The following is an 8,958-nucleotide window of genomic DNA, read 5'->3' as shown; positions in this document are numbered from 1 at the left end:
TATTTTTTATTGAGTTCTTTTAAAGCTCCTTGTGCATCAACCAGAATTTCGTAGTCCTGTCGCAATTCCATTGATGGTAATGTGGATCAAACGTTCTTGTTCTGGTGAAAGTTCTCCTCGGCGCTGACGCTTGATCAGCTCAAGCTGAATATAGTTCAAAACATTGAAATAAGGCATCCGATAGTTCAAACTATCCTTGAGATAGGCATTTTCTGCTAAGAGCTCGTCATGGCCTTCAATTGCCAAGATAACATCCTTGGTCAGCTGCCATTCATCTAGGATTGTATTGAAAATATCGCGTACATTTTGGTCTTCACAAAGTTGCGCATATTCAAAAGCGATATTCATATTGGACTTGGACAGCACCATATCGACATTTGATAGGAGGGACTGGAAGAATGGCCATCTCTGATACATAAATTGAAGGAAGGCAAGATTCTTTTCCGGATCTTCATCGATAAATTCTTTGAAGCTAGAGCCAACGCCATACCAACCAGGGAACATAACCCGACTTTGAGACCACGAGAAGACCCAAGGAATGGCTCTCAGGCCGCCGATTTCAGTGATCGTTTTACGGGCCGCTGGACGAGAACCGATATTAAAGCTAGAAATGGCCTTAATAGGACTAGACTCAAAGAAATAGTCATAGAAACGTTCGTCGCCAAAGACTAGGTCACGATAGATTTGGTAGCTTCGATCGACCACTCGATCCATCACTCTCTCGTATTCATTGGTCGTATTACTATCACTCTTCTTATAGCTTATCATGCGGTTAATAGCCGCCGATACAAGCATTTCCAGATTGTAGTAAGCAGCGTCCTTATTACCGTATTTATTGCCAATAACCTCACCCTGCTCTGTCAGGCGGATACGATCATTGATACTCCGCAATGGTTGTGAAGTGATTGCTTCATAGGTTGGGCCACCGCCACGACCGACAGTTCCTCCACGACCATGGAAGAAGGTAATCTTGACGCCAAACTTATCACCAATAGCTGTCAGTTGTTGCTGAGCCTTATAAAGTGTCCAGCACGATGATAAATAGCCACCATCCTTATTACTATCTGAGTAGCCCAGCATGATTTCTTGGTAGTTGTTTTTAGAAGCGATCCATTTTTGAGCAATCGGCAGAGACAGATATTTCTCCATGGTATCGCAGGAATTATCTAGGTCCTCAATCGTTTCAAACAGAGGAACAATCTGCACACGCGCACCTTCTTCATCGATCAAGCCGACTTCCTTGAGCATAATCGCCAACTCTAGCAGATCTGATACGCTAGTCGAATGAGAAATAATATTTTGCTTGATAACATCTTCGCCAATCGCATCCTTAAGCTGACGAGCCGTCTTGAAAATCTCCAATTCTTTTTGTAGAAGTTCAGATTTAGGTGCATGAGTGGCTGACAGGATCCGTGGATCCTCCAGAAGCTGCTTGAGGAGAACTTGGCATTTTTCTTCCTCTGACAAGCTGCTGTAATCCTCCACAATATTAGCAGAAGCCAAGAGCTCAGCCACACAAGCCTCATGGACACTAGAATCCTGACGCATATCAATGCTGGCCAAGAAGAAACCAAAAATGTCAACTGCTTGTAGCAATTCAGTAAGTTCTCCAGTCACCAGGGCTTGTCCATTGTGCTCCAGCAAAGAATCACGAATAACAAGGAGATCTTCCTTAAACTCTTGTGCATCTTTATAAGATGGAAGTTGTTCTTTTCGTAATTCATCTAAACTACCACTAAGTTTAGACTGGATATAATTTGGAATAATTTCCCTACCATTATGGCTGACCGAAGTGGCTGAATTTGCATGCAGGACTGCTTCAGCTTTATCAGCCAAACGATGCCCTTCACCAGAGAAATTACCTTCTTTCAGATAAAGTAAGGTTTGAATCAACTTGGACTGAATATAATGAAAAGCACGGCGATAAGGCTCATTTTCCCGATAAACAGACTTGTCGCTTGACAGAGCTGCCATCTTGGCTACCGCTTCACTTGTTTTTGAAAGATTAGTAGACAGGGAGAAGTTACGATAGAGCGTATAAACCTTGTCAATGTAGTAATTCAGAATAACTTCGCTCTGTACTGTCGCAGACAATTTCAGAGTTTCAGCGGTTACAAATGGATTCCCATCCCGGTCACCACCAATCCACATTCCCATGGTGATCGGTTTAGGATTTTCCAAATGGATTCCTTTTTCTTCTGCTAAGCGCTTATACTCTAGCATCAGGTTCGTGATTGCTTGAAGAAAAGAACTGTTATAGTATTCCATAACGTTAGTTATTTCATTGGTAACCTTAAGTTTCTTTTCCCGAATCATGTCGGTCTGCATCATCAGCTCGATATAGCGACGGAGATTGGCTAACCATTTCTTTTCGTTCACCAGACCAGCTTTAACATCACGATGCTGGCGCAACAGTGTGTGAATATGATTGGTCAAATCCAACATGGTCTTGCGCTGAACCTGAGTCGGATGAGCAGTCAAAACAGGAACAACATTTAGATTTTCCAGGATTTCCTGCGCATTTTCTCGTGTGGAAACTAAATCAATCGTCGTCGAAAGCTTACCAAGGTAGTCTTGGTCAATATTATTTTGATGATTGATCTCATAAGCCAAGTCAACATCTTCAGAAATATTGATGAGCAGAGGTAAAATAGCAAAATAGCGTGAGATATAGACCATATCATCCGTGGATAATTCTTCTACTACTGCTTTCAGCTCTTGGTATTTAGATTGAACTGCTAGTTCTTCAATCATGGAGATTTTAGCAAAAGTGTCAGGACTGAGAATATCCCGGGTAATATCTACCAACAAGTCCGTTAAAATAGAAACTTCTTCTCCAATCATTTCTTTATTGCTATAATTTTCTAATTTTGTAAATGACATTATTTACACCTTTCTATTGTTGAAGAGCTAACATACAAGAAGATCTTTTAGGATTGACTTACTTCTAGTTCCTGATACATGGCGTTTCGTCGCTCATTGGCATCAATATTTAAAACAAAGGCAATGGCAACTGATAGAACCAATAAACTGTTCCCCCCCTGAGATAAGAATGGGAAGGTTACACCGGTTGAAGGGATCAAGCCCGAGATACCACCAATATTGACAAAGGTTTGCATTAGAATCATACCACCAATTCCCAAAGCCATCATAGAATTAAATGGGTCTTTAGCCCTTGTACCTACGAGAATAATCCGTAAAATCAAGAAAAAGAGCAGGGCTAAAATTAAAGTTGCTCCAAAGAATCCGACTTCCTCAATAACAATCGAGAAAACAAAGTCTGTATGAGCCTCTGGTAGGTAACCTCGTTTTTCGATGGAGTTTCCTAAGCCTAAGCCAAACCAACCACCATTACTCATGGCATAGTAGGAGTTGGCCAACTGGTGACCTGAGCCAGACAAATCGTCGAAAGGGTTGAAAAAAGCACTAAAACGCTTTGCAACATATCCAAAAACAGGAACTTGCTCAACACGCTTGACACCTATCAACCAAATACTCGCTAAAACTGCTGCCGACCCTCCTACAACAGCACCCAGCATGGTCGAGAACCATCTGTAAGCAATTCCGCTGGTGGAAATTACAATCAAAACTGTTAAGAGCAAAATGGTCGCATTTCCTAAGTCGGGCATGATAACCACCAGGCCTATCAAGAAAGAAACAATAACCCGCCAATCCGTAACAGCACGTGGAATCAACTGATTAAAGGTGATTGCTTGATAATCATATACTTCTATTTGCTCTTGTTTCTTAGAAAACTGTAGGGCCAAATACCAGACTAAAATAATCTTCAGATATTCCGCCGGCTGAGCAGTAACTGGGCCGATTTTGAGCCAACCGTGTGCCCCATTGATCGTTCCTGTGATAAAGCGTGAGAGTAAAAGCAGAATAATTTCAGCTATGATAACAAACGTAATCACTCCTGGCCTCTTCAGAAAATCCAGCTTCATTCGGTAAATAATCCCAATCATCACCAAGCTGAAGAGCCAAAAACCTGCTTGAGTGGCGACCATTCGAAAACTATTGAGCCCATTTTGAATGAGGATGGGGCTCGTCGTGGAATAAACGACAATCAAGCCAATGCCAGATAACAGCATGTACGGAATCAAAATTGAGTAATTCAATAAATGCTTTTTGTCAATTTTCATATTTCACCATTTAATTTCTAAAAATTCAACCTTCATTATACCACCTTTTGACTCGAAAAAAAAGCATTAGGGTGGCCTCAATAGATATTTACTTATTTATCGCCTCAAATATCCAAATATTTCAAATTGTTTTATCTTCTATTGCAATCAGATTACATTTTCGTATTTCGCTGGAAATATAGATAAATGCTTTGCTTTTCTATTTATTTTAAGTTACAATGAAACAGTATGAGAAAAAGGATTAAACCGCTTGCACTCTTGCTGTTTTTTGCTTGCTTTATTCTATATATTGTCATAAGCAAACACCAGCTTGATCTGCAAAATCGACAAGCCCAAACAAAAAAATCTCAAGTCAGTCAGGTGACAACCAAGAAAAAAAAGGAGGAAGCTCCTTCAGACGAACCTGAGGAAGAATTGCTTAATAAGCCTATCGTTGACCTTTCCGGTTGGCAATTGCCCAGCGAAATAGACTATGATACCTTATCAACAAATATTTCTGGTGCTATCATTCGCGTGCATAGTGGAGCTCAAGCAAAAAAAGAAAATGTTGCCACTCATTTAAATGGACTTGACAAATCATTTGCCACCCATATCCAAGAGTTTCAAAAACGGGGGATTCCTGTAGCTGTCTATGCTTATATAGCAGCAGGCAATATCAAAGAAATGGAAAAAGAAGCTGAAAGCTTCTACAAGGCATCCTCGAAATATAAACCTACCTTTTACTGGCTTGATGTTGAAGAAAAGACCATGGGCGACATGAACGCAGGAATCGAAGCTTTTCGTGCCAAGCTTGAAAGTCTTGGAGCTCAAAATATTGGCATCTACATTGGAACCTACTTTATGGAAGAGCATAGTATCTCGACTGAAAAATTTACTGCCGTTTGGATTCCAACTTATGGCTATAATGACGGCTACTATAACGCTGCTCCAAATACTGAACAGCCCTATGACCTACATCAATACACCTCAGAAGGTAAATTGGAAGGTTTCCCACATAACTTAGACCTCAATCAGCTCTCTCCTGTACAGGATAAAAAAGAGACTTACAAGAAATTATTTTCAACACCAAAATAAAAAAGATGCAAGATAATTGTTAGGAAATCTTGTATCTTTTTTTCTCTGTACAAGATATTTTTCTTGCTTTTTTCAGAAAAGTATGTAGCTTTATGGTACAATAGTCTAATGAAAAAGACTTGTAGGGAGATATTATGATTTCATGGATTGCTAGGATGTTAAAAGGAATGATTATCGCGCTTGGCTTCATCCTACCTGGTGTGTCTGGCGGTGTATTAGCTGCTATTTTGGGGATTTATGAGCGAATGATTCGCTTTTTAGCTCATATCAAAGATAATTTTGTCGAGAATGTTCTCTACTTCACTCCTGTGGCTATTGGGATGGTTTTAGGGATCGCAGCCTTCTCCTATCCAGTCAATCTCTTGCTGGATAATTACAAGGTTATCGTTCTCTGGGGCTTTGCTGGAGCCATCATCGGCACCATTCCCAGCCTGATCAAAGAATCCGTCAAGGAATCCGACAGAGATCGAGCTGATACTGTTACCTTCTGGCTTAGTTTCATCTTATCAGGGATCTTTCTTTACTCGCTGAATGGAATGGTGGGAACACTGCCAGCTAACTTCCTGTCCTTTGTTTTAGCGGGTGCTCTTATCGCCTTAGGAATCTTGATTCCGGGACTCAGTCCTTCAAATCTGCTATTGATTTTAGGGCTCTATACTCCCATGCTGACAGGATTTAAACGCCTGGATTTATTTGGCACCTTCCTGCCAATAGGTATCGGTGGCGCTCTGGCTCTGATTCTCTTTTCAAAAGCCATGGATTACATTTTGAAGCATTATCATTCCCGCGTTTACCATTTTATCATTGGCATTGTATTGTCCAGCACCTTGCTCATTGTCCTCCCTCAAAGCGGCAACAGTGAGAGCATTAGTTATGCAGGCGTATCCATTTTCACACTTGTTCTTGCTGCCTTTTTCTTTGGACTAGGTATCTGGCTAGGAATTTGGATGTCCCAATTAGAAGAGAAATATAAATAATGGCTAAAAAGACAAAACTCAAAAAAACACTGGTCGAGCAAATTTTAAACAAGGCAAAAATCGAACACCAAGGTTTGCAGATTAATGCTTTAGATGATAGCTTGACAGAGGAATTTGACCGCTCGCAAATTTATAAAACACTGGCTTTAAACGGAGATAAAACAGGAACAGTCATTGGCATCCTGCCTATCACCGAACATCTGTCGGAAAAGAAATTAGCAAAAATTTCAGGCAATAAAAAAGTTAGCATGATTCCGCAGAAAGATTTAGAAAAAACGACTGGTTACATCCATGGCGCCAATAACCCTGTCGGGATTCGCCAAAAGCACTCCTTCCCCATTTTCATTGACCAAACGGCTCTGAGTCGCGAAAGCATCATTGTTTCTGCTGGTGAAGTTGGCCGTAGCATCCAGATCAAGGCTCAGGATTTGGCTGACTTTGTTCAAGCACAGTTCGCAGACTTGAAAGAGGACTAGGCTATTCGCTTCAAAAGGAAAAAGGATCTTGATATGAAATTGTATTTTATCCGACATGGAAAAACCGAATGGAATCTAGAAATGCGTTTCCAAGGGGCAAGCGGAGATTCTCCACTGCTGGCGACATCCATTGACGAGCTCAAGCGTTTGGGCAAGCATTTATCAGACGTTCAATTCGATAAAATCTACTCTAGCGATTTGCCTCGCGCTTACCGTTCTGCAGAAATCATCCTAAGTGAAAATCAGTATCAAACCGATATTGTTCCAACTCCTCAACTAAGAGAGTGGGCCCTTGGAAAACTGGAAGGAGCCCAAATTGCTACTGTAGAAGCCACCTATCCTCAGCAGATGTGGGCCTTTCGCCACGATCTATCCCAGTTTGATCACCAACTATTTGAAGCAGAATCCGTCGCTCAAACTACCAATCGGACAATTTCCTTCGTGAAGTCTCTCAAAGGAAAAGACTTCCAAAATGTCTTGATTGTCGGACATGGAGCTAACCTAACTGCCAGCATTCGACGCCTGCTCGGTTACGAAACATCTTTGCTCCGTAAGGACGGAGGCTTGGCCAATGCTAGCGTCACCATTTTGGAAACAGACGACTTTGACTCTTTCAAGTTACTTGCTTGGAACAACTTAGATTACATGCTAACAGATAAAACTGCGAATCTTTAAACATCGCAGTTTTTCTTTTTTTATCAATAATTATTGCTGAATTTCCTTTGATTTTGTGATAAAATAGAAGGGAAAGCCTTAGGAGGAAGAAAATGACTACTGAACATATTGAAGAACTAAATGACCAGCAGATTATTCGCCGTGAAAAAATGGCCGCGCTGGCTGAGCAAGGAATTGATCCTTTCGGAAAACGTTTTGAACGCACTGCAAATTCTGCTCAACTTAAAGAAAAATATAGCGACAAATCCAAAGAAGAATTACATGAATTGAACGAAAAAGCAACTATTGCTGGTCGTTTGATGACTAAACGTGGAAAAGGGAAAGTCGGCTTCGCCCACATCCAAGACCGTGAAGGCCAAATCCAGATTTACGTTCGTAAGGACGAAGTTGGTGAAGAAAACTATGAGATTTTCAAAAAAGCTGACTTGGGTGACTTCTTGGGAATTGAAGGCGATGTGATGCGCACAGATATGGGAGAACTCTCTATCAAAGCAACGCATATTACTCACCTTTCAAAAGCTTTGCGTCCCCTTCCAGAGAAATTCCACGGTTTGACAGATGTGGAAACCATCTACCGCAAACGTTATTTGGATTTGATTTCTAACCGCGAGAGCTTTGAACGCTTTGTCACTCGCTCAAAAATTATCTCAGAAATTCGTCGCTATCTTGATGGACAAGGATTCCTTGAAGTTGAAACTCCTGTCCTACACAATGAAGCTGGTGGTGCTGCTGCTCGTCCATTCATTACTCACCACAATGCTCAAAACATTGACATGGTATTGCGTATTGCGACTGAGCTTCACTTGAAACGCCTTATCGTTGGTGGTATGGAACGCGTCTATGAAATTGGCCGTATCTTCCGTAACGAAGGGATGGATGCCACTCATAACCCTGAGTTCACTTCTATCGAAGTTTACCAAGCCTATGCTGACTTCCAAGACATCATGGACTTGACAGAAGGCATTATCCAACACGCTGCTAAGGCAGTTAAGGGTGATGGTCCAGTCAACTACCAAGGCACTGAGATCAAGATCAACGAGCCATTCAAACGTGTTCACATGGTGGATGCTATTAAAGAAATCACTGGCGTAGACTTCTGGCAAGATATGAGCTTTGAAGAAGCTGCTGCCTTGGCTAAGGAAAAGAAAGTGCCAGTTGAAAAACATTATACTGAAGTTGGACACATCATCAATGCTTTTTTTGAAGAATTTGTCGAAGAAACCTTGATTCAGCCAACCTTTGTCTACGGTCACCCCGTTGCTGTGTCACCTCTGGCTAAGAAAAACCCAGAAGACCCACGCTTCACGGACCGCTTTGAGCTCTTCATCATGACCAAAGAATATGCTAATGCCTTCACTGAGCTGAACGATCCAATCGATCAATTATCTCGTTTTGAAGCACAGGCAAAGGCTAAAGAACTGGGTGATGACGAAGCGACAGGCATCGACTATGATTACGTTGAAGCTTTGGAATACGGTATGCCACCAACTGGAGGCCTCGGAATCGGTATCGACCGTCTTGTAATGTTGCTCACAGATGTGACTACCATTCGCGATGTATTGCTCTTCCCAACAATGAAGTAATCTCAAACTTACACAATTTTAAAAAACA

At 41.4% G+C, this 8,958-nt stretch carries 7 protein-coding genes; 5 read left to right on the top strand and 2 right to left on the bottom strand.

The window, feature by feature from the left end; genetic code table 11:
- Positions 1–36: 36 nt before the first annotated feature.
- Entirely contained in the window at positions 37–2,883 is a 2,847-nt protein-coding gene (gene ppc, locus HMPREF9960_RS08400; RefSeq protein ID WP_005590687.1) for a phosphoenolpyruvate carboxylase, read from the bottom strand.
- A gap of 47 nt (positions 2,884–2,930) precedes the next feature.
- On the bottom strand, positions 2,931–4,145 hold the full coding sequence (gene ftsW / locus HMPREF9960_RS08395; protein WP_005590688.1) for a cell division peptidoglycan polymerase FtsW: 1,215 nt from the start codon (positions 4,143–4,145) through the stop codon (positions 2,931–2,933).
- 228 nt (positions 4,146–4,373) lie between these two features.
- Here ftsW and HMPREF9960_RS08390 point away from each other — a divergent pair, with 228 nt between their 5' ends.
- The 5 genes from HMPREF9960_RS08390 (at position 4,374) to lysS (ending at position 8,930) form a co-directional block, all read left to right on the top strand.
- Positions 4,374–5,219 (top strand): glycoside hydrolase family 25 protein, encoded by an 846-nt coding sequence (locus tag HMPREF9960_RS08390; protein ID WP_005590689.1) that lies wholly within the window; start codon positions 4,374–4,376, stop codon positions 5,217–5,219.
- 134 nt (positions 5,220–5,353) lie between these two features.
- On the top strand, positions 5,354–6,196 hold the full coding sequence (locus tag HMPREF9960_RS08385; protein WP_005590690.1) for a DUF368 domain-containing protein: 843 nt from the start codon (positions 5,354–5,356) through the stop codon (positions 6,194–6,196).
- The gene (locus HMPREF9960_RS08380; RefSeq protein WP_005590691.1) at positions 6,196–6,672 is read left to right on the top strand and encodes an aminoacyl-tRNA deacylase; all 477 of its coding nucleotides are present in this window, start codon (positions 6,196–6,198) and stop codon (positions 6,670–6,672) included. The genes HMPREF9960_RS08385 and HMPREF9960_RS08380 overlap by 1 nt, the downstream gene beginning before the upstream one ends.
- A 33-nt stretch (positions 6,673–6,705) precedes the next feature.
- Entirely contained in the window at positions 6,706–7,347 is a 642-nt protein-coding gene (locus HMPREF9960_RS08375) for a histidine phosphatase family protein (RefSeq protein WP_005590692.1), read from the top strand.
- Between the two features lie 92 nt (positions 7,348–7,439).
- Positions 7,440–8,930 carry a lysine--tRNA ligase gene (gene lysS / locus HMPREF9960_RS08370; RefSeq protein WP_005590693.1) on the top strand — a complete coding sequence of 497 codons (1,491 nt, stop codon included), beginning with the start codon at positions 7,440–7,442 and terminating at the stop codon, positions 8,928–8,930.
- The last annotated feature ends 28 nt before the right edge of the window (positions 8,931–8,958 follow it).

The organism is Streptococcus cristatus ATCC 51100 (genome assembly GCF_000222765.1).
Lineage (GTDB): Bacteria > Bacillota > Bacilli > Lactobacillales > Streptococcaceae > Streptococcus > Streptococcus cristatus.
This window is presented reverse-complemented; position numbering and strand designations above follow the sequence as displayed.